The 19027-nt window shown below is 68.7% G+C and carries 21 protein-coding genes; 13 read left to right on the plus strand and 8 right to left on the minus strand.

Translation table 11 applies throughout. The features are described from left to right. Positions 1-121 precede the first annotated feature (121 nt). The gene (locus ACX40P_RS09425; protein WP_459126087.1) at positions 122-856 is read right to left on the minus strand and encodes a Crp/Fnr family transcriptional regulator; all 735 of its coding nucleotides are present in this window, start codon (positions 854-856) and stop codon (positions 122-124) included. Positions 857-982: 126 nt separating this feature from the next. On the opposite strand from ACX40P_RS09425, the gene murA reads away from it, so the two are divergent. Together murA and ACX40P_RS09435 are read left to right on the plus strand one after the other, a co-directional pair. Further along, complete coding sequence (murA, locus tag ACX40P_RS09430; protein WP_459126088.1) at positions 983-2266, plus strand: UDP-N-acetylglucosamine 1-carboxyvinyltransferase; 1284 nt, start codon at positions 983-985, stop codon at positions 2264-2266. Beyond that, positions 2266-4002 (plus strand): bifunctional metallophosphatase/5'-nucleotidase, encoded by a 1737-nt coding sequence (locus ACX40P_RS09435; RefSeq protein WP_459126089.1) that lies wholly within the window; start codon positions 2266-2268, stop codon positions 4000-4002. The genes murA and ACX40P_RS09435 overlap by 1 nt, the downstream gene beginning before the upstream one ends. 119 nt (positions 4003-4121) lie before the next feature. Here ACX40P_RS09435 and ACX40P_RS09440 read toward each other — a convergent pair whose 3' ends face one another. Then, positions 4122-5447: a cystathionine gamma-synthase family protein gene (locus tag ACX40P_RS09440; RefSeq protein WP_459126090.1), complete on the minus strand. Its 1326-nt coding sequence runs from the start codon at positions 5445-5447 to the stop codon at positions 4122-4124. Between the two features lie 329 nt (positions 5448-5776). Between ACX40P_RS09440 and ACX40P_RS09445 the strand changes: the two genes are divergently transcribed. After that, entirely contained in the window at positions 5777-6205 is a 429-nt protein-coding gene (locus ACX40P_RS09445; protein ID WP_459126091.1) for a hypothetical protein, read from the plus strand. Positions 6206-6320: 115 nt separating this feature from the next. Beyond that, positions 6321-6740, plus strand: coding sequence for a hypothetical protein (locus tag ACX40P_RS09450; RefSeq protein WP_459126092.1), 420 nt, complete (start codon positions 6321-6323; stop codon positions 6738-6740). A 42-nt stretch (positions 6741-6782) separates the two neighbouring features. On the opposite strand, the gene pgeF is transcribed toward ACX40P_RS09450, so the two are convergent. The 4 genes from pgeF to lgt are packed head-to-tail and all read right to left on the minus strand — an operon-like array spanning position 6783 to position 9973. After that, the gene (gene pgeF, locus ACX40P_RS09455) at positions 6783-7544 is read right to left on the minus strand and encodes a peptidoglycan editing factor PgeF (protein WP_459126093.1); all 762 of its coding nucleotides are present in this window, start codon (positions 7542-7544) and stop codon (positions 6783-6785) included. Then, complete coding sequence (locus ACX40P_RS09460) at positions 7541-8056, minus strand: GNAT family N-acetyltransferase (protein ID WP_459126094.1); 516 nt, start codon at positions 8054-8056, stop codon at positions 7541-7543. The genes pgeF and ACX40P_RS09460 overlap by 4 nt, the downstream gene beginning before the upstream one ends. Further along, positions 8053-9090 (minus strand): class I SAM-dependent methyltransferase, encoded by a 1038-nt coding sequence (locus ACX40P_RS09465; protein WP_459126095.1) that lies wholly within the window; start codon positions 9088-9090, stop codon positions 8053-8055. The genes ACX40P_RS09460 and ACX40P_RS09465 overlap by 4 nt, the downstream gene beginning before the upstream one ends. Positions 9091-9094: 4 nt before the next feature. Then, complete coding sequence (lgt, locus tag ACX40P_RS09470; protein ID WP_459126096.1) at positions 9095-9973, minus strand: prolipoprotein diacylglyceryl transferase; 879 nt, start codon at positions 9971-9973, stop codon at positions 9095-9097. 95 nt (positions 9974-10068) lie between these two features. Here lgt and ACX40P_RS09475 point away from each other — a divergent pair, with 95 nt between their 5' ends. The 3 genes from ACX40P_RS09475 to phbB are packed head-to-tail and all read left to right on the plus strand — an operon-like array spanning position 10069 to position 14015. Then, positions 10069-12231 (plus strand): xanthine dehydrogenase family protein molybdopterin-binding subunit, encoded by a 2163-nt coding sequence (locus ACX40P_RS09475; RefSeq protein WP_459126097.1) that lies wholly within the window; start codon positions 10069-10071, stop codon positions 12229-12231. A gap of 20 nt (positions 12232-12251) precedes the next feature. Next, complete coding sequence (gene hemH, locus ACX40P_RS09480) at positions 12252-13259, plus strand: ferrochelatase (protein ID WP_459126642.1); 1008 nt, start codon at positions 12252-12254, stop codon at positions 13257-13259. A 33-nt stretch (positions 13260-13292) separates the two neighbouring features. Continuing rightward, entirely contained in the window at positions 13293-14015 is a 723-nt protein-coding gene (phbB, locus tag ACX40P_RS09485) for an acetoacetyl-CoA reductase (RefSeq protein ID WP_459126098.1), read from the plus strand. 573 nt (positions 14016-14588) lie between these two features. Here phbB and ACX40P_RS09490 read toward each other — a convergent pair. Next, a complete protein-coding gene (locus ACX40P_RS09490) occupies positions 14589-14969 on the minus strand; it encodes a glycine zipper 2TM domain-containing protein (protein WP_459126099.1) in 381 nt (126 codons plus the stop codon). A 167-nt stretch (positions 14970-15136) separates the two neighbouring features. Here ACX40P_RS09490 and ACX40P_RS09495 point away from each other — a divergent pair, with 167 nt between their 5' ends. Then, positions 15137-16108 carry an esterase-like activity of phytase family protein gene (locus ACX40P_RS09495; protein ID WP_459126100.1) on the plus strand — a complete coding sequence of 324 codons (972 nt, stop codon included), beginning with the start codon at positions 15137-15139 and terminating at the stop codon, positions 16106-16108. A gap of 182 nt (positions 16109-16290) precedes the next feature. On the opposite strand, the gene rpmB is transcribed toward ACX40P_RS09495, so the two are convergent. Continuing rightward, positions 16291-16587 (minus strand): 50S ribosomal protein L28, encoded by a 297-nt coding sequence (gene rpmB / locus ACX40P_RS09500; RefSeq protein ID WP_459126101.1) that lies wholly within the window; start codon positions 16585-16587, stop codon positions 16291-16293. A gap of 163 nt (positions 16588-16750) precedes the next feature. On the opposite strand from rpmB, the gene ACX40P_RS09505 reads away from it, so the two are divergent. The 5 genes from ACX40P_RS09505 (at position 16751) to ACX40P_RS09525 (ending at position 18914) form a co-directional block, all read left to right on the plus strand. After that, positions 16751-16978 (plus strand): hypothetical protein, encoded by a 228-nt coding sequence (locus ACX40P_RS09505; protein WP_459126102.1) that lies wholly within the window; start codon positions 16751-16753, stop codon positions 16976-16978. Next, positions 16975-17157, plus strand: coding sequence for a YqaE/Pmp3 family membrane protein (locus ACX40P_RS09510; protein WP_459126103.1), 183 nt, complete (start codon positions 16975-16977; stop codon positions 17155-17157). The genes ACX40P_RS09505 and ACX40P_RS09510 overlap by 4 nt, the downstream gene beginning before the upstream one ends. Before the next feature lie 41 nt (positions 17158-17198). Further along, positions 17199-17627: a nucleoside deaminase gene (locus tag ACX40P_RS09515; RefSeq protein ID WP_459126643.1), complete on the plus strand. Its 429-nt coding sequence runs from the start codon at positions 17199-17201 to the stop codon at positions 17625-17627. Positions 17628-17736: 109 nt separating this feature from the next. Continuing rightward, a complete protein-coding gene (locus tag ACX40P_RS09520; protein ID WP_459126104.1) occupies positions 17737-18183 on the plus strand; it encodes a hypothetical protein in 447 nt (148 codons plus the stop codon). Beyond that, positions 18183-18914 (plus strand): TorF family putative porin, encoded by a 732-nt coding sequence (locus tag ACX40P_RS09525; RefSeq protein WP_459126105.1) that lies wholly within the window; start codon positions 18183-18185, stop codon positions 18912-18914. Before ACX40P_RS09520 ends, ACX40P_RS09525 begins: the two co-directional genes overlap by 1 nt. The last annotated feature ends 113 nt before the right edge of the window (positions 18915-19027 follow it).

Below are 19027 nucleotides of genomic sequence, written 5' to 3' on the forward strand. Positions count from 1 at the left end.
TGGCCTTCGACTTCGCTCAGGCCGAGCGGTTTGGATTGGGGAGCACGTCGGTCACGCCCTATAGTGCATCGTCCGACCAGCAGGCGGTGCTTCGACTTCGCTCAGCACGACGGTTGGGTCTTTACCGCGCCGCCGGCAGCCAGCCGAGCTCCAGTGCCGCATAGCGATCGACATAGTTCGCCGCGCGCACCAGCGCCGGTTCGTCGACGATCGTGGTGCGTCCCGCCTCGCGCCGGATCATGCCGTTTTCCTCCAGCTGGCGTAGCATGCGGTTGACATGGACGGAGGTAAGGCCGGTCGCGTCGCCGATCTCCTCCTGCGTCAGGCCGAGCGTGAAGGTGTCGGTGATCGAGCGATCGGTGGCGCGCAGGCGGTTGCGGATGTCGATCAGCAGCGCCGCCACCCGTGCCTTGGCCGACGTACGTCCCAGCGCGGCGAGACGATCGGTCAGCGCGACGCGCTCGACTTGGTTCATCGCGACGATCATCGCCGCAAGCCGCGGATGATCGACGAACAACTGGCTCAACGCCGCCTTTTCGAACGGGCAGACGGTGCAGTCGGTCAGTGCAGCGACAGTTTCGGGCGAATGGGCATAGATGATGCCCGACAAGCCAATGATATCGCCGGGAAAAAGGAAGCGCAGGATCTGGCGGCTGCCATCGTCGAGCAGAACGTAGCTCATCATCAGGCCGCGGCGCAAAACATGCAATTCGCCGCTAGGCTCGTTTTCCCGGTGTAGAACGGCACCGCGGCGCAGGTCGCGCCGACGTTCCTCGAGCCGCACGAGCGCGTTCCGCTCGGCGGTCGTCAAGTCTATCCGGTCGCCCAAAACATCGGCGAAACAACTCCCAGACACGTACGCTTTTCCCCCGGTATCGATGTCTTGAAAGCAGGGCGCTGGAATCTCTGCATTAAAGTCGATCAACCGGGGAATGCGTTTCGGCGGCTTGGCGCGGCGAAGCTGCACCGATAGAAGCCGGGAATGGACCGTATCCTCATCCGTGGCGGCAACCCGCTGAAGGGCCGCATCGCCATCTCCGGCGCGAAGAATTCCGCGCTGACGCTGATGCCGTGCGCATTACTGACCGACGAGCCGCTGACGCTGCGAAACCTGCCGCGGCTGGCTGATGTCGACGGCTTTGGGCATCTGCTCAACCAGTTGGGCGCCTCCACCGCGATCGAGGGCACGCGGCCCGAGGATTTCGGGCGGGTGATGACGATCCGTGCCGGGCGGCTGACCTCGACCGAGGCGCCGTACGACATCGTCCGCAAGATGCGCGCGTCGATCCTGGTGCTGGGCCCGATCCTGGCGCGCCAGGGCGAGGCGCGGGTGTCGCTGCCCGGCGGCTGCGCGATCGGCAACCGGCCGATCGACCTCCACCTGAAGGTGCTGGAGGCGTTGGGCGCGGATCTGGAGACGAGCGCGGGCTATGTGACCGCGCGGGCGAAGACCGGGCGGCTGTCTGGTGGCAGCTTCCGTTTCCCGGTGGTGTCGGTCGGCGCGACCGAGAACGCGCTGATGGCCGCGGCCACCGCGAAGGGCACCAGCGTGCTCGAGAATGCGGCGCGTGAGCCGGAGATCGTCGACCTGTGCAACCTGCTGGTCGCGATGGGCGCGTCGATCGACGGGATCGGTACGGAGACGCTGACGATCGAGGGGCGCGACCGGCTCCACGGCGCGACCTATGCGGTGATGCCCGACCGGATCGAGGCGGGCAGCTATGCCTGCGCGGTCGCGGTGACGGGCGGCGACATCGTGCTGGCCGGGGCGGACGCGCATGCCATGCGCGCGACGCTCGGCGCGCTGACCGAGGCCGGCGTGACGGTCGAGGACGGGCGCGACGGCATCCGCGTGGCCTCCGACGGGCGGCTGGGGCCGCTCACCCTGTCGACCGCGCCCTATCCGGGCTTCGCCACCGACATGCAGGCGCAGTTCATGGCTATGCTGTGCAAGGCCGAGGGCGCCAGCATGCTGACCGAGACGATCTTCGAAAACCGCTACATGCACGTTCCCGAACTGGCGCGGATGGGCGCGGACATCACGGTTTCGGGACGATCCGCGGTGGTGCGCGGGGTCGAGCGGCTGGCGGGTGCGCCGGTGATGGCGACCGACCTGCGCGCGTCGATGAGCCTCATCATCGCAGGCCTGGCCGCCGAGGGCGAGACGAGCGTAGCGCGGGTCTATCATCTCGACCGCGGGTACGAGCGGCTGGAGGAGAAACTGAGCGCGGTCGGCGCGGATATCGAGCGGGTCGGCGACGGCTGATGCGCAGGTTGCTGTGCGTCATTGCGCTGGCGGGCGCGCTGGGGGCGTGTGCGCCACGCGTGGGCGTGCGCGGGCCGGTCGAAGTCGGCATCGTCGCGATCAACGACTTCCATGGCAATCTCCAGCCGCCTAAGCTGGCGGTGGTGACGCCGTCGGGCGACGTGCCGGCGGGCGGGGCGGCGTATCTCGCCAGCGCGATCGCCGAGCTGAAACGCGGTCACCCCAACGCTATCACGGTGTCGGCGGGCGACCTGACCAGCGCCAGCCCGCTGGTCTCGTCGATCTTTCTCGACGAGCCGTCGGTCGCTGCGATGAACCTGATCGGGCTCGATCTGAACGCGGTCGGCAATCACGAATTCGACCGCGGCACTGCCGAGTTGCAGCGGTTGCAGGACGGCGGCTGCGCGAAGCATACGGCGCGCACGCCGTGTGCGATCGAGCCGTTCGTGGGGGCGCGCTTTCGTTATCTGGCCGGCAATACGATCACGCCGTCGGGCGGCAGCCTGATGCCCGGTACAGCGCTTCACAGCTTCGGCAGCGGTGCGGGCAAGGTCACGATCGGTTTCATCGGCCTGACGACGCGCACCACCGACACGCTGGTCAACCCGACCGCGATCCAAGGCCTGACTTTCGCCGACGAGGCGGAGACGGCGAACCGGCTGGTGCCCGCGTTGAAGGCGGCAGGCGCGGATGCGATCGTGCTGCTGGTGCACGAGGGCGGCTACCCGAAGCCCGAGGTCGATCCCAACGCCTGCGACGGCCTGAGCGGGCCGATCGTCGAGATCGCCGCCCGGCTGGACCCGGCGATCAGCGTCGTCGTGTCGGGGCATACCCACAAGGCCTATATCTGCGACCGGCCGCGTGGGGGCGCGGGCAGTGCGCCGATCCTGCTGACGAGCGCGGCGCGGTACGGCACGGTCGTGACCGACATCACGCTGACGTTCGATCCCGCCAGCCGGCGGCTGGTCGGGCGGTCGGCACGCAACGTGGTCGTGCAAGGCGAGGGGTTCGCCGACAGCACCGGCAAGGCGGTGGCGGTGACGCCCGCGCTGCCGCGCTTTGCCGCCGAGCCGCGGGTCGCGGCGTTGACGCAGCGGTATGCCGCGGCGGTCGCCACGCTGTCGAAGCGGCCGGTCGGGCGGGTCACCGAGCCGCTGGCGCAAAAGCCGCCCGAGGGTGGGTATGCGGCGAAGATCATCGACTTGGTCGCCGATGCCCAGCTGGCGGCGACGCGGCGGCAGGGGGTGCAGGTTAGCTTCATGAACCCGACCGGCATCCGCGCGGCGCTGACCCCGGCGGCGGACGGGACGGTGACGTTCGGCGACCTGTATGCGGTGCAGCCGTTCGGTAATGTGCTGATGGTCCGGGAATATAGCGGGCGCGAGTTGCTCGCCATCCTGGAGCAGCAGTTCGCTCGGGAGAGCGGGAAGGAGATGATCCTCGGCGTTTCCGGCATGACCTATGCCTTCGACCGCAGCCGGCCGGCGGGGGCGCGCATTCTCGATCCGCGGGTCGGTGGCAAGCCGCTCGACCCGGCGGCGACGTACCGGGTCGTGGCGAGCAACTTCCTCATCAACGGCGGGGACGAATTCCCGGCGTTCCGCGTCGGGCGCGGGACCGATGACGGCGGCGAGGATCTGGCGGCGCTGGAGGCGTATATCGCCGCCCGGTCGCCGCTGGTGCCGCCGGCGGCGGACCGGATCACGGATCGCACGCCGGCGGGGTGGAAGCGCTGATCTTCCGTTCGCACTGAGCTTGTCGAAGTGCTGTCCTTCTTTCCGACGAAGAAAGGACAGGGCTTCGACAGGCTCAGCCCGAACGGGGGAGGGGTCACACTACTTTTCCCCTCCCCCCCTCAGATCGCGTCCAGAGCCGCGGCGAAGTCGGCGATCAGGTCGTCGGCATCCTCCACGCCGATCGAGATGCGGACCAGCGAATCGGTGATGCCGAGCGCGTCCTTGCGCTCCTGCGCCACCGACAGGTGGGTCATGCCGGCGGGGTGGGAGGCGAGCGTCTCGGTGCCGCCGAGGCTGACGGCGAGCTTGGCGATCTTGAGATGGTCGAGGAAGGCGAACGCCTCCGTCTCGCCGCCCTTCAGATAGAGCGAGAAGGTCGAGCCCGCGCCGTCGCAGTGGCGGCGGTAGATGTCGGCCTGCCGCACGTCGCCCTGCTCCTCGAGGAAGCCGAGATAGCCGACGCGGTCGACCTTCGGATGCCCCTGCAAGAAGGTGCAGACCTTCAGCGCATTCTCGCCCGCGCGGCTCATGCGCAGTTCCAGCGTCTCGAGACTGCGCAACAGCATCCACGCGGTGTGCGGGTCGCAGATCGTGCCGATGGTGTTGCGCATCAGGCGGATGGTGTTGATCCGGTCCTTCGACCCCAGCACCCCGCCCGCGACCAGATCGCTGTGCCCGCCGGCATATTTGGTGAGCGAATAGACGACGATGTCGGCGCCCTGCCGCATCGGCTGCGCCCACAGCGGACCGAGGAAAGTGTTGTCGATGGCGATCGGTGGCTTCACCTCCAGGTCGGCGAAGATCGCGTCGCGCGAGGCGGCGACCGCCTCGACATCGACCAGCGCGTTGGTCGGGTTGGCGGGGCTTTCGAGATAGACGAGCGCGACGTCGCCGGTCTCGCGCGCCTTCTTCATGACGACGTCGATCTCCTCACGGGTCGCGCCGGCCGGGAAATCGAGCCACTTCACCCCGAACTTGCCGAGGATGCGCGCGATCAGCGTCTCGGTCGCGGCATAGAGCGGGCCGGAATGGACGATGGTGTCGCCGGGCTTGACCATCGCGAGGAACAGTGTGGCGATGGCGGACATGCCGGAGGAAAAGGCGAGCGCATCCTCCGCCTCTTCCCACAGTGCCAGGCGATCCTCGAGGATCTCCTGATTGGGGCCGTTGAAGCGCGAATAGACGAGCCCCTCGGCGCCGCCGGGCCGCTTGCCGGTCACGCCCTCGAAATGGCGCTTGCCCGCAGCGGCATTGGGGAAGACGAATGTTGAGGTGAGAAAGATCGGCGGCTTGAGTGAGCCTTCCGAGAGCATCGGATCATAGCCGTGACCCATCATCATCGTCGACGGCTTCAGCTTGCGCCCGCCGATGGTCTTGGGGCCGGCATCGCCCTTGCCGCGCGGGGCGGGGGCGCCGGTCAGGCCCGCTTCGGTCTTGTCGGTCATCACACTCTCCAGATCATCAGCGCCGATGATAGCGGCAAGATGGTATCAATGGAAACCACCCAGGTGCCCGAAGGCGGCGAAGGTTCCGGGAAAGCGACCCATCTCGGAACTTTCCGCCCGGGCGGGCGGGTCACGGGCGGACGATGGTCGAAGTGTCGCCGGTGGTGAGCATGCGGCGAGTATAGGCACGGGGCGGCCGTGTAGGACAGCCCATATGGAACGCCGGTTACTGCCAGTCCGTCGATGAGAGTTTTGCTTGGCGTGTCGGAATGTTGCTCAAATGTTCTTGCCGCATAGAGTGCGGGGCTGCATGATCGACATATCGAGCAATGAACAACGTCGCGCCTTTTGAACCTCGCTGCGGACGGGTCGGTTGCCATCGACTGAAGGCGGCGATGGGATCGAGCACAAATTCAATCCATGGCACGATCCCCAGACCGGACGTTTCACGTTCGTCGGTGCCGGGCAGCATCATGGCCAGTGGGGTGGCGGTGGGTTTCGCGGCGGACGCGACGCGTTTCCGGTATTTTGACGGTAGCCGCGGCACCTGCTCGGTCTCGTACGGCGCAGCGGCAGGCCGGTGGATCGGAGCGACGGGCGAGCGACGACGGCGGCCATTACATCGCGGCACGCTTCAACGCCCGACCGAGGCGTTCAATCATTTTGCGCAGGATGCCACTTTCAACCGGGGCCGCTATCGCTCGCTCGAGGATGAATGGGCAAGGGACAAACGTGCCGGAAGGACGGTGGCGGTGTAGATCGTTCCGCAGTTCAGCGGCTATTCCGTTCGGCCCTCGACGATCGACGTGTGGTGGACGGTTGATGGTCGAATAAAGAGCCAGCAATTTCCCAACAAGCGATTGGAGAAGCGCCGTGGCGAAAACTGAATCGGAAGAATTGCTGGCCGAGATTGGCGGATTGTTGATGGAGGATCATGATTATCGGGTGGAGCCCACACTGCTCTACGCACAACTCGATCATAACTTCACTGGGCAATCGATTTTCAAGGAAGTTGGTAATCAGTTACTTTTTCGGTGGCCGATGAATGAGCGTATGACATATGCACTTCTCGAATTGTGGGAAGTGCAGGATGGACAGGTCCGATGGTCGGAGTTGGAATATGTGTTGCGTGACGGTCGGTTCGACGCCGCGTATTTTTATCCGGACGAAATCGATCCACAGGAAGATGTGATCGAACGCCGCGAGCGTTCGCTGCAGCGGCATTTCGGAGACAAGCCGATCGTCTATCCACCTTTTCCCGAGGAGGACGAACTTCAGAGCTACGGCATGTAAGCTATGTTTATCGGGTGTCGGGCGCGGAGTTTTCGTTCTGTTTCACCCCGCCGCGATGATCGCGATCTGGCGGCCGGCGTCGCCTTCGGCGCGGTTGGTGGCGCGGCGGTAGCTGAAGAAGGCGTCTTCGTCGGCATAGGTGTCGCGGCCGAGCAGTTCGATGCGGCGGAGGCCCGCGGCGGCGAGGCGGTGGGCGACATAGCCCTCCAGATTGAAGCGGCTGTGGCCCGGTGCGGCGTCGGCGAAGAAGCGGTCGCTGGCCGCGTCCTCGGTCAGGAAGCGGGTGCGGAAGGCGTCGTCGACCTCGTAGCTCGCCTGCGCGATGCAAGGGCCGACCGCGGCGACGATGCGGCTGCGGTCGGCGCCGAGCGCTTCCATCGCGATCAGCGTGGTGTCGGTGACGCCGGCCAGCGCGCCCTTCCACCCGGCATGCGCGGCGCCGACGACGCCGGCCTGGCGGTCGGCGAACAGCACCGGCGCGCAGTCGGCGGTGAGGATGCCGAGCGCGATGTCCGGGACGTCGGTCACCAGCGCATCGGCGCGGGGGCGATAGTCATCGTCGAACGGGGTGAGCACGGTCACGCATTCGGCGCCGTGGACCTGATAGAGGCCGGTCAGCCGCGCAGCCGGCGCGACCGCGGCGACGGCGCGGCGGCGGTTCTCGGCCACGCGGGCCGGATCGTCGTGCGAGCCGATGCCGGTGTTGAGGCTGGCATAGGCGCCGTCCGACACGCCGCCGCTGCGGCCTAGGAAGCCGTGCGGCACCCCCGCCAGCGCATCGGCGCGGAGTATGTCGATGCTCACAGCGCCAGCACCATCAGCCGGTCCTCGTCGATCTGGTCGCCGACGGGGAAGTCGAAGCGGCCGACATCGACGAAGCCGTAGCGGGCGTAGAAGGCCTTTGCCCGGTGGTTGTCGACGAAGACGCTGAGCGCGAGCGTGTCGGCGCCGCGCACCCGGGCGGTGGCGATGGTCCAGTCGAGCAGCGCCGGGCCGACGCCGTCGCCGTGATGGCCGGCGAGCACGTAGAGCTGGTAGAGCTCCAGCGCGTTGGCGTCTTCGGCCTGAGGGAAGGGGAGGGCGTTGGGGCCAAGCTTGGAGAAACCGATGATGCGGCCTTCGCTGGTCGCCAGCCGGACGGTGAAGGCGGGGTCGTCGAGCTGGCTGGGCAGGCCGTCCGCCCCAAACGCGCGGTCGAGGAAGGTGGCCAAGTCGGACGCGCGGTAGAGCGTGCCGAACGTCTCGGTGAACGCGCGGCGCGCCATCGCAGACAGCTCCGCCCCATCGCCGGGGACGGCATCGCGATAGGCGATCATGCGAAGCCTGCCGGGATCGGCCAGTCGGGGTGGGTGACCGCGATCACGCCGAACAGCTCGCCCATCTGGTCCGCGCCGACCAGCCGGTTGCGCGCGACGATGACGTCCTCGCCGCCCTTCACCGCCAACGTCGCCGCGCGCGCATCGATGCCGAGCGCGTCGAGGAAGCGCGCCTGGCTGACAGGACCGTGGACAGTCGCGCCCTCCGACCGGGCGGCTTCGGCCAGCGTCGCGAAATCGACATGGGCGGTCAGGTCTGCGTCTCCCGGATGTTCGAACGGGTTGGTGGGGGCGTGATCCTTCACCGCCTGCAACGTGTCGCCGATCGCCGGGCCTTCGTAGCCGTAATCGATCACCAGCGCGGCACCGCCCTGCCGCACCAGCTTGCGGGCGAGGACGCGCATCGTCGCGACGGCGGCGGGGGAGGTTTCGAGGATCGAGCCGTCGGGCGCGTCGCGCAGATCGGGCGGGATGATCGGATCGAACAGCGTGTTGCCGACGATGGGGAGGAACAGCGTATCCTGGCAGGCGACGAGCCGCTCGCGCCAGCCGTCCACCGTCTTCACCAGCTGGCGGATCGGCAGCGCGTCGAAGAATTCATTGGCGACGGCGACGAAGGGACGGTCGTCGGGCAGGCCGACGAGGTCCATGCACCATTCCGCACCGGGCAAGCGCTTCGCCTGTTCGGCACGCAGCACGGGCGAGGTTTCGACGAAGTGCACGGGCGGGTTCAGGCCGGCGGCGGCCATCGCGCGCAGGGCGTCGGCGGCCAGCGTGCCGCGACCGGGGCCGAGCTCGACATAGTCGATGTCTGGCGTGCCGGCGCGCGCGGCGAGGTCGGCGATCCAGGCGCCGATCAGCTCGCCGAACATCTGGCTGATCTCCGGCGCGGTGGTGAAGTCGCCGCGCGTGCCGAGCGGATCGCGCGTCGCGTAATAGTGCGCGTTCGCCCCGGCCATGTACTGTGACAGCGGGATCGCACCGCCCAGCGTGATGGCGCGGGCGAGCCGTTCGGGGAGCAGCGCCTCGCTCACGCTGTCACGCGATGCTCGGCCCACCCGCGATCGGCTCGACGCGGACGCGGCGGGCCTTGGCGGTCGCCATCAGATAGATGCCGCCTGCAATCATCGGCAGGCACAGGATCTGGCCCATGTGGATCGTGGTCGCGAGGAAAGTGCCGGCGAACTGCGCATCGGGTTCGCGGAAGAACTCCACGCCGAAGCGGAAGATGCCGTAGAAGAGGATGAACGCGCCGACGAGCTTGCCCGGCTGGTAGCGCGCCTGCGTGCGCCAGAAGAGGTATGCGAGGATGGCGAAGAGCACCGGGCCTTCGAGAAAGGCTTCGTACAGCTGGCTCGGGTGGCGGGCCGGCTCCAGACCGTACTGGACGGTGCGGTTGAAGATCACGCCCCATGCGACGTCGGTCGGCTTGCCCCATAGCTCCCCATTGGCGAAATTGGCGAGGCGGACGAGGCCGAGGCCGAACGGGGCGCAGCAGGCGACGTAATCGTGGATGCGCAGCCAGTTGAGCCCGTGCTTGCGCGCCAGCAGGATGATCGCGACCGTGGTGCCGATGACGCCGCCGTGGAACGACATGCCGCCGTCCCACAGCTTCAGCACCGACAGCGGCTCCAGCAGCATGTGCGGCGCGTAGAACAGCACGTAGCCGATGCGCCCGCCGAGGATGATGCCGAGCGTCGCGTAGAAGACCAGATCGTCGGCGTGACGCCGCGCCATCGGGGCGCCGGGCCGGTCGAGCAGCTTCAGCAGATACCACCAGCCGAGCATGATGCCGGCGATGTAGCCGAGCGAATACCATTTCAGCGTGAAGAAGCCGAGATCGAGCGCGACGGGGCCGATGCCGAGCTGGTCGTAGCGGATGTGGCCGGCGGCGTCGGCGAGCATGGGCAGCAGCAAGATGGTCGTTCCCGGACAAGTCTGTGTCGCGCATGCTCTAGCCCGGCGCGCGGGGCGGCGATAGAGCGAGGGCGTATGACCGGACGAACGCTCCCATGCAGATAAGCCGCCGCGCACTGTTCGCGGGCGGTGCGGCGATCGGATTGGTCGTCGCGTGGCGCGTCTGGCCGGAGGGCGACACCGTCGCGCTGGCGACGACCGACGGCGAGACCGCGTTCGGTGGCTGGATCAAGATCGGCGCGGACGGGCATATCGTCGTCGCGGTGCCGCAGTGCGAGCACGGGCAGGGCGTCTATACCGCGCTGCCGCAGATCGTCGCGGACGAGCTGGGCGCTGACTGGCGCACGGTGGGGGTGGAGGCGGCGCCGGTCGCGGATCGCTATGCCAACCCGCTGGCGGCGGGTGCGATGCTGGGGGCGGGCGACCGGCTGAGCCGTATCCTGCCCGCGGAAGCGCCGATGCTGACCGGCGCGTCGACCAGCGTGCGGATGTTCGAGGCGCCGCTGCGCCGCGCGGCGGCGATGACCCGCGCGTTGTTGTGCAAGGCGGCGGTGGCGCGCTGGGGCGGCGAATGGACCGCGTGCCGGACGGAAGCGGGCTTCGTCATCCTGGGTGCGAACCGCGCGCGCTTCGGCGAACTGGCGGCGGAGGCGGCGGGGCAGGTGATGCCGGCCGAACCGACGACGCGGATCGGCAGCGAGGGGCGGCTGACCGGCACGCGCGTGCCGCGGCTGGATGCGCCGCCGAAGGTCGACGGCGCGGCGAACTTCGCCGGCGACATCCGCCTGCCCGGCATGGTGTTCGCCAGCATACGGCAGGCGCCGGCGGGCGGGCGGCTGGCGGGGGTGGATCGCAAGGCGGCGGAAGGCGTGGCCGGTATGCTGCGTCTGGTCGAGACGCCGGGCTGGGTCGCGGCGGTCGCGGAGAACTGGTGGGCGGCGAACCGAGCGCTGACCGCGATCGCCCCGCGATTTGCGGCGCCAACCCCGCCGGTGACGAGTGCGAGCATCGAAGAGGCGCTGGCGGCGGCGCTGGCACGGCCGGGCGCGCGGATCGCCGGCGCGGGCGACGTCGCCGCCGCGACGACGGGGCCGGGGGTGGTCGAGGCGACCTATCGCACCGCGCCCGGCGTGCATGCGGCCATCGAGCCGGTGACCGCGACCGCGACGTACGAGGACGGCAAGCTGGTGCTGTGGATGGCGACGCAGGCGCCGGGCCTCGCCCGCGCAGCGGCGGCGCGGGGCGCTGGCGTGGTCGACGGCGCGGTGGTGCTGCATCCGATGATGGCGGGCGGATCGTTCGGCGCGAACGTCGAGGTGGCGGTGGCCGAACAGGCGGCGCGGCTGGCGGTCGCGCTCGGGCGACCGGTGCAGCTGACGTGGTCGCGCGCCGAAAGCCTGATCGCGACGCCGGTGCGTGCGCCGACGCTGGCGAAGATGCGCGCGCGGATCGGCGGCGGTGGCGCGATCCAGGGCTGGCATGCCGCCATCGCTGCACCCGATACGGGTCAGGAGCTGCGCGAACGGCTGGCCGGGCGCGGGGCGATCGTGGCGGGCGAGGGCGATGCGACCGCGATCGACGGCGCGGCGCCGGCCTATGGCCTGCCGCATTGGGCGGTCGATCACCACGCGGCGGACATCGGCACGCCGACCGGCTGGTTCCGCGGCGGCGCGCATGTGGCGACCTGCTTCGCCAACGAATGCTTCATCGACGAGCTGGCGCGCGCGGGCGGGGCCGAGCCTTTGTCCTATCGTATCGGCATGCTGGGCGGCACCCCGCGGCTGGCGCGGTGCCTGTCGACGGTCGCGGCGCTGGGGGGTTGGCAGGGTGGTATTCCTGGCAGCGGGCAGGGCATCGCGTGCCACGCGATGCGCGGCAGCTTCATCGCGCTGATGGTCGAGGGATCGCTCGGGGACGGAGCGGTGCCGCGAATCGAGCGGATGGTGGCGGCGGTCGATGTCGGCCGCACGATCAATCCCGATCTGGTGCGGCAGGCGATCGAGGGCGGGTTGATCTTCGGCATGGCGGCGGCGATCGGTGCGGTGACCGGGTTCGCGCATGGCATTCCGGACGTTCGCGGCTTCCGCGACCTCGCGCTGCCGCGCCTGTCGACCACGCCCGACATCACGGTCGAGATCGTCGAGAGCCAGGCGGAGCCGGGCGGCGCCAGCGAACTGGGCGTGCCCGTCGTCGCGCCCGCGCTCGCCAATGCGATCTTCGCCGCGTCCGGACGGCGGCTTCGGGCGTTGCCGCTGTGATGACCGACCCGACGAACCCGATGCCGATGCCCGCCGCGCATCCCGCCATTCCGAAACCAAAGGTGGGCGTGCTGCTCATCAATCTCGGCACGCCCGACGCGCCCGACGCCAGATCGGTGCGGCGGTATCTGAAGGAGTTCCTGTCGGACCGGCGCGTGGTCGAGATCCCGCAGCTGATCTGGCAGCCCATCCTGCGCGGCGCGGTGCTGACCACGCGGCCGAAGAAATCGGCGCATGCCTATGGCCTGGTCTGGCGCGAGGACGGGTCGCCGCTCGCGGCCTTCACGCGGTTGCAGGCGGCGGCGTTGAAGGATGCGTTCGGAGCCGGCGTGATCGTAGATTGGGCGATGCGCTATGGCCGGCCCGCCATCGCCGACCGCATCGCCGCGTTGAAGGCGGCGGGGTGTGAGCGCATCCTGCTGGCGCCGCTCTATCCGCAATATTGCGCAGCAACGACCGCGACAGCAAACGACAAGGCGTTCGAGGCGCTGTCGGCGATGCGCTGGCAACCGGCGCTCCGCACGCTGCCGCCCTATCACGACGATCCGGCCTATATCGGCGCGCTGAAGACGTCGGTGGAGGCGGGGCTGGCGGCGCTCGATTTCGTGCCGGACGCGCTCGTCACCAGCTTCCACGGCATGCCGCAGCGGACGCTGGAGCTGGGCGATCCCTATCACTGCCACTGCCGCAAGACCGCGCGCCTGCTGGGCGAGGCGCTGGGGCGTGACGTCACCGTTACCTTCCAGTCGCGGTTCGGGCGGGCGAAGTGGCTGGAGCCAGCGACCGACACGGCGCTGGAGGCGATGCCGGGGCGCGGCGTGAAGAAGGTGGCGATCGTCGCACCGGGCTTTTCCGCCGACTGTCTGGAAACGCTGGAAGAACTCAGCATCCGCGGGCGCGAAAGCTTTATCGGCGCCGGCGGCACGCATTTCGCCTATCTTCCGTGCCTGAACGACAGTGCCGCCGGCAATGAAATGTTGCGCAGCATTTTGGCGCGAGAGCTTGCCGGCTGGGTGGACCTTCCCTAGCGTCACCCCCGAAGACTAACGGGAGAGAGATGCATGGCACGGGTAGCGATCGTCACGGGCGGAACACGCGGTATCGGCGAGGCGATCAGCCTGGCGCTGAAGGATCTCGGCATGACCGTAGCCGCCAATTACGCGGGCAACGACGAGCGCGCGCGCGAATTCACCGAGCGGACGGGGATCAAGGCGTACAAGTGGGACGTCGCCGACTATGACGCGTGTCAGGCCGGGGTGCAGCAGGTGGCGGACGAACTCGGCCCGGTCGACGTCGTCGTCAACAACGCCGGCATCACGCGTGACGGCACGATTCTGAAGATGACCTACCAGATGTGGAAGGAGGTCATGGACACCAATCTCGGCGGTTGCTTCAACATGGCCAAGGCGGTGTTCCCCGGCATGCGCGAGCGCAAATGGGGGCGGATCGTCAACATCGGTTCGATCAACGGACAGGCCGGGCAGTACGGCCAGGTCAACTATGCTGCGGCGAAATCGGGCATCCACGGCTTCACCAAGGCGCTGGCGCAGGAAGGTGCGCGCGCGGGCGTGACCGTGAACGCGATCGCGCCGGGCTATATCGATACCGACATGGTCGCCGCGGTGCCGGCCGACGTGCTGGAGAAGATCGTCGCGAAGATCCCGGTCGGGCGGCTGGGTCAGGCGAGCGAGATCGCGCGGGGTGTGGCGTTCCTGTGTTCGGAGGAGGGTGGGTTCGTTACCGGGTCGACGCTGTCGATCAATGGCGGGCAGCATATGTACTGACGGGCGAAGGGGCGACGGCGTTCGCCCCGATGCGCGCTGCCAAGGCAGCCGCGCAGCGCCCGGCACGGCCGGCGGCGCTATAGCGCCGTCCGACGACGCGGGATTTACTCCCGCGTCGGGGCCGGTTGTAGCGTCACCCACGGGCCGCTTGGTCTGCGAGTCCGCGGTAAGAAAAAGTGCAGTGCTTCGACAGGCTCACCACGAACGGTTTTCGGGGGCGCGCTCGTGCCCCGGCGCCTCCGCCGCGGGCAAAGCCCGCGTCGTCGGACGGGCCTGACGGCCCGCCGGCCGGTCGTGGCGCTGGGCATTGCCCATCGGCGCCGTCGCTTCGCCGACGCGCCTGCGCCATAACGCAACGGGCCGGACCCTCTTTCGAGGAACCGGCCCGCGCCCCCGATACGCAACAGGGGAGGGTTTCCCCCGCCGATACGCCACCGGACGGGGAAAGCTGGTGTTCTGTTCTGCTCGGGTCAGCAGCGGTACAGCCGCTGTCGACGGTCGGGCCGTCCGGCCCGCCGGCCGGCTCGCGCTATTCGCTAACGCGAACCGGCGCCGTCGCGGTGCCGACGCGCCTTAGCGCGAACGGGCGCAGCCGCGGGGCGGGTCGGACTTGTCGATCGCGCGCCCGGCGATCGCGCCGATCGCACCGCCCAGGATCGCGCCGAGCGTACGGTCGCCGCCGCGGCCGGCGATCGTGTGGCCGGCAAGACCACCGGCGATCGCGCCGATCGCGGTGCCGCCGTCGCCGTCCTTGCACCCGTTGAAGTTGCGATCCCGGTTGCTGTAGTAGCGGCGATCCTGCCCGCGATAGTCGCGGTAACCACGGTCACCATAACCATCGTCATAGCGCGAATAGCCACGATCATAGCGCTGGGCCATCGCCGGCGTCGCCGGGATCAGTGCGGTGGCGCCCATCGCGAACGCGGCGCCGGCAAGGGTCAGTTTCTTAAGCATCGTAACGTCTCCTTCGACTTTGTTCTCGTTCGGCGGCGGGGCTTCACGCCGTCCGTCGACAAGACACTGATTCGCACAAACCCGGTGGCGTGACGCTGAATGCGTTCGTTATCGTTCGTTCAGCGAAACCGCTTTGCCTGCCGACGGGTGCGGGTAAGAGGCGGGCGGTGCGCGCCGTCCTCATCATCGTCCTCGTCCTGCTGCTCGTGCCGACCTGGTCGGGTGACGAGCGGTTGCCGCTGTACGACGGGACGCCGACCGTGCGGGTCGAGCGCGTCGCACTGGATGCCGACGATCCCGCGCGCGACCGGGTGGGGCGGCTGCGCTATCTGGGCGGCGTCCACCTGACGAGCGACGATCCCGCGTTCGGCGGCTTCTCCGCCATGTCGATCGTGGGGGACCGGTTCACGCTGCTGGGCGACGGCGGGCTGCTCTACGCCTTCACGATGGGGGACGATTGGCGACCGCGCGACGAGCGGTTCCTCGCGCTGCCGGGTGGGCCGGGCTCCGGGTGGATGAAGCAGGACCGCGACAGCGAATCGATGGCGGTCGATCCGACGACGGGACAAATTTGGGTAGGGTTCGAGCGGGCGAACGCGATCTGGCGCTATGCGCCGGACTTCGCGCGGCCTGAGCGGTCGGTGCAGCTGGCGGCGATGCGCGACTGGCCGGAGAACGGCGGGGCGGAGACGATGGTGCGCCTGTCGGACGGGCGCTTCGTGGTGCTGGCCGAGACAGCGCGGGTGACGGGCGGTGGACGGCAGGCGCTGATGCTGAGCGGCGATCCGACGCTGGCGGGTATGCGGGTAACACGCTTCGCCTATATACCGCCGGAGGGGTATAAGGCGGTGGATGCGGCGGAACTGCCGGATGGGCGGTTGCTGGTGCTGAACCGAAGGTTGTCGTTTGGTGACGGGTGGACGACGATCGTCTCGGTGCTCGACCTGGCCGCGGTTCGCGAGGGGGCAAGGGTGGGCTCACAGCCGATCGCGCGGCTGGCGGCGCCGGTGCTGCATGACAATTTCGAAGGTATCGCGGTGGTGCGCGAGGGCGGGGCGACGATCGTGTGGATGGTCAGCGACGCCAATGGGCTGGAGCCGTGGCAGCGGACGTTGTTGCTGAAGTTTCGGTTGGAGTAGCGGTCGGTCGCCGAATTCGTTCGAGCTGAGCTTGTCGAAGGGCTGTCGAGGCCAGGCCCTTCGACTCCGCTCAGGGCGAACGGGGTGGAGTGGCTCTGCTGCACACCACGCAAGCGAAACGCCGCGCCGGTGGAGACCGGCACGGCGTTTCGTTTTAAACCGCGTGGGAAGCGTAGCGCGGCTTACGCCGCCTGCGCGCTCGCCAGCTTCTTGCGGACGTCGCGCTTCAGGCGACGGGCGCGCAGCGACAGATCCTCGTCGCTGACCTTCATCAGCCAGTTGTCGAGGCCGCCGTTGTGCTCGACCGAGCGCAGGCCGTGCGTCGACACGCGCAGGCGCACGCTGGTGCCCAGCGCGTCCGAGATCAGCGTGACGTTCTGCAGGTTCGGCAGGAACGTGCGCTTGGTCTTGTTGTTCGCGTGGGAAACGTTGTTACCCACCTGCCGGCCCTTGCCGGTCAGTTCGCAGATGCGCGACATGATGCAATCCTGATTCGCCAGTGGGCCGAATACCGGCCCGGAAAGGCCGCGCCCCTACCGCGTGCTGCCCACGGCGTCAACCGATTCACCGTTTCGACCTATGCAACCGCCGCCGTGCATGCGCGTTGGTTTCGCAATCGATTCGATTTTGTGGAGTGGGGTTATGCGCGCGATTCTGGTTCTTCTCGGCCTGGCGGCCATCGTCCTCGTCATCCTGATGTCGCTCGGCATGGTGTCGATCGGCGGCGGCAGCCTGCCCAAGGTCAGCGTCCAGTCGGGCACGGCGCCCAAGGTCGATGTCGGCACGATCGACGTGGGCACCGTCAACAAGACGGTGCAGGTGCCCGTCGTCGAGGTCAAGAAGGCCGACAACGCCACGACGCAGCCGTGAGCGTCAGTCCCGTCCAGATCGTCGCCGCCGTCCTGCTGCCGCCGCTCGGCGTCTTCCTGAAGCGTGGCGGCGGGCGGGACTTCTGGATCGCGGTGGTGCTGACCTTGGTCGGGTGGCTGCCGGGCGTTGTCTTCGCGCTGTGGAGCGTGTTGCGTTCCGAGGCGGTGACGGCGCGTTGATCGGGCGGTAAGGGGCGGCGATGTTCACGCTGCCCCCGCCGATGCGCGCCGCGCTGGATGCCGCCCGTGCCGCGGCGGCGGCAGGCGAGGTGCCGGTCGGCGCGGTGGTGACGCTGGACGGCGCGATCGTCGCGACCAGTGCGAATGCGCCGCGCGCGCTGCACGATCCGACCGCGCATGCCGAGATGCTGGCGATCAGAGCCGCCGCGCGTGAACTGGGGCGTGAGCGGCTGAGCGACTGCGACCTGTGGGTGACGCTGGAGCCATGCGCGATGTGTGCCGGGGCGATCAGCCATGCCCGCATCGCGCGGCTGTATTACGGAGCAGACGATCCGAAGGGTGGGGCGGTCGAGCATGGGCCCCGGCTGTTCGGCCAGTCGACATGCCACCATCGGCCGGAGGTTTACGCCGGGATCGGCGCGGGCGAGGCGGCGGCGCTGTTGCGCGATTTCTTCTGGCAGCGGCGTTAGGAATCATGTCTGGCGGGGTTGCGGGTTTTGCAACTCGACGGACGCTGGGTCATTTCCTTCGCATGCTACCGGCCGGCATGGGTCGGGGCATCGCAGAAGGATGACTATCATGGCCTACAGCCTCATCGCCGCCGCGGCGATCGGCGCGGCGGCGTTGCTGACGACCGACGCCATCGAACACAGCGTCCGCATCGATCACCCGCGCGGTGCGGTCGACGCGCGCTATACCGCCACCGTCGTCATCGCCCACCGTCAGATCGGGTCGGTTGCTCCGGGCGGGCGCGCCTCGACGCTGCGGTGCGCGTGGCGTGCCGACCTGAGCGTTGATCGGACGGCGCAGCACGCGCGCGGCACCGCGTCGCGATCGATCGCGCGTGAGACTGCCATCGCGGGATCGCGGCCCGGCTGGTGCAGCACGCAGGCGCGCGCGATCCGCGAAGAGGTCGCCGCGCGGCGCGACGAGATGCGCGCGCATGTGCTGGCGGTGTCGCGGGAGGATCGCGGCGCGCTGATCGCCGATATCGACCGGGCGCATGCCGCAGACGGGGCGGGTTGATGCGGATCGGCATGATCGGCGCGGCGGCGCTGCTGACGCTCGCAGCGCAACCGGCGCTGGCGCAGGACCTGTCGGCGGGTGTCGAGGCGACGACCGACGAACGGCGGCGGGGCATCAGCTGGAGCGACGGCGATCCAGCGCTGTCGGCGGATGCGATCGTCGGCGTGGCGGGGTTCGATCTCTCGGCGCGGGCGGTGACGCTCCGGGGTTCGCCGCGCCACGCGGGTGCAGATGCGGTGGTGGACGTCGAACTGTCGAAGCGGTTCGCGGTCGGCCCGATCGACCTGCGCGCGCGGGGCATTGGCCACCTGTTTGCCGGTGCCGACGCCGGGATGGATTATGTCGAGCTGGGCGGGAGTGGCAGCTATACGCTCGGTCCGGCGCAGCTGACGGTCGGGGCGCTCTATGCGCCGGATCAGGGCGCGATCGGTGGCGACAACGTCTATCTGTCGGCCGATGCCAATGTTGGCGTGCCGGCGACGCCGTTTTCCCTCCGCGCCGGGGTGGGGCGGTCTTCCGGGAGTGTCGATGATCCGCTGCGCGCGACGCGATTGCGGCCGGGCGGGAATTACACCGACTGGCGGGTCGGGGTGGACTATAGCCTGCCGCTGGTCACGTTGAGCCTCGATTATGTCGGGACGGACATCGAGGATCGTGCGGTGATCTCGCCATTCGCGGATGCGCGGAATGTCGGCGAGCGGCTGGTGGCGCGGGCGCGGGTTTCGTTTTGAGGAATTGGCGGTCGCGCTGCCTCAAATCCCGTCATTCCCGCGAAGGCGGGAATATATTCTGGCTGACCGTGGTGGACGCCTCCCGGCTCTGCGTCAATTTATCCCCGCCTCCG

The organism is Sphingomonas sp. RS2018, assembly GCF_054489605.1.

Bases quoted from the DNA above. Each gene is read 5' to 3' on its own strand.
- ACX40P_RS09435 (WP_459126089.1), top strand. From the start codon at position 2,266: ATGCGCAGGTTGCTGTGCGTCATTGCGCTGGCGGGCGCGCTGGGGGCG.
- ACX40P_RS09490 (WP_459126099.1), bottom strand. From the start codon at position 14,969: ATGCTTAAGAAACTGACCCTTGCCGGCGCCGCGTTCGCGATGGGCGCC.
- ACX40P_RS09520 (WP_459126104.1), top strand. From the start codon at position 17,737: ATGGCCTACAGCCTCATCGCCGCCGCGGCGATCGGCGCGGCGGCGTTG.
- ACX40P_RS09475 (WP_459126097.1), top strand. From the start codon at position 10,069: ATGCAGATAAGCCGCCGCGCACTGTTCGCGGGCGGTGCGGCGATCGGA.
- ACX40P_RS09445 (WP_459126091.1), top strand. From the start codon at position 5,777: ATGAACAACGTCGCGCCTTTTGAACCTCGCTGCGGACGGGTCGGTTGC.
- ACX40P_RS09515 (WP_459126643.1), top strand. From the start codon at position 17,199: ATGCGCGCCGCGCTGGATGCCGCCCGTGCCGCGGCGGCGGCAGGCGAG.
- rpmB (WP_459126101.1), bottom strand. From the start codon at position 16,587: ATGTCGCGCATCTGCGAACTGACCGGCAAGGGCCGGCAGGTGGGTAAC.
- ACX40P_RS09525 (WP_459126105.1), top strand. From the start codon at position 18,183: ATGCGGATCGGCATGATCGGCGCGGCGGCGCTGCTGACGCTCGCAGCG.
- murA (WP_459126088.1), top strand. From the start codon at position 983: ATGGACCGTATCCTCATCCGTGGCGGCAACCCGCTGAAGGGCCGCATC.
- hemH (WP_459126642.1), top strand. From the start codon at position 12,252: ATGCCGATGCCCGCCGCGCATCCCGCCATTCCGAAACCAAAGGTGGGC.
- ACX40P_RS09505 (WP_459126102.1), top strand. From the start codon at position 16,751: ATGCGCGCGATTCTGGTTCTTCTCGGCCTGGCGGCCATCGTCCTCGTC.
- ACX40P_RS09460 (WP_459126094.1), bottom strand. From the start codon at position 8,056: ATGATCGCCTATCGCGATGCCGTCCCCGGCGATGGGGCGGAGCTGTCT.
- ACX40P_RS09440 (WP_459126090.1), bottom strand. From the start codon at position 5,447: ATGACCGACAAGACCGAAGCGGGCCTGACCGGCGCCCCCGCCCCGCGC.
- phbB (WP_459126098.1), top strand. From the start codon at position 13,293: ATGGCACGGGTAGCGATCGTCACGGGCGGAACACGCGGTATCGGCGAG.